The organism is Colwellia marinimaniae (assembly GCF_002207865.1).
GTDB classification, from domain to species: Bacteria; Pseudomonadota; Gammaproteobacteria; order Enterobacterales; family Alteromonadaceae; genus Colwellia; species Colwellia marinimaniae.
Window position 1 is genome coordinate 1 of sequence record NZ_BDQM01000270.1, and the last position, 272, is coordinate 272.

Annotated in this window: 1 protein-coding gene; it reads left to right on the forward strand. The window is 49.3% G+C overall.

All coding sequences use genetic code 11. The features are described from left to right. On the forward strand, nt 1-272 hold a 272-nt coding region (locus tag MTCD1_RS19235), incomplete at both ends, for a TraJ family protein (protein ID WP_438819305.1).

Consider the following 272-nt stretch of genomic DNA (forward strand, 5'->3'; position numbering starts at 1 on the left):
TGCCAAAGCCGTTGCCGGTTTGGGGGCTTTATTTTACGTCTCTGTGAAAGTATGGCAGTCTTTGAGCAGGGCAGAGCCTATTGATTTGTTTCCTATGCTGAGGCCTTTTGCCATCGGCATATGCATCATGTTTTTTTCAACACTGGTGTTGGGCAGTATTAATGGGGTGCTCAGTCTCATAGTGCAGGGCAGCCACGCGATGCTTGAAGGTCAGGTTCTCGATCTGAATGCCTTGCAGGCACAGAAAGATTTGCTGGAGAGGGAAGCCATGT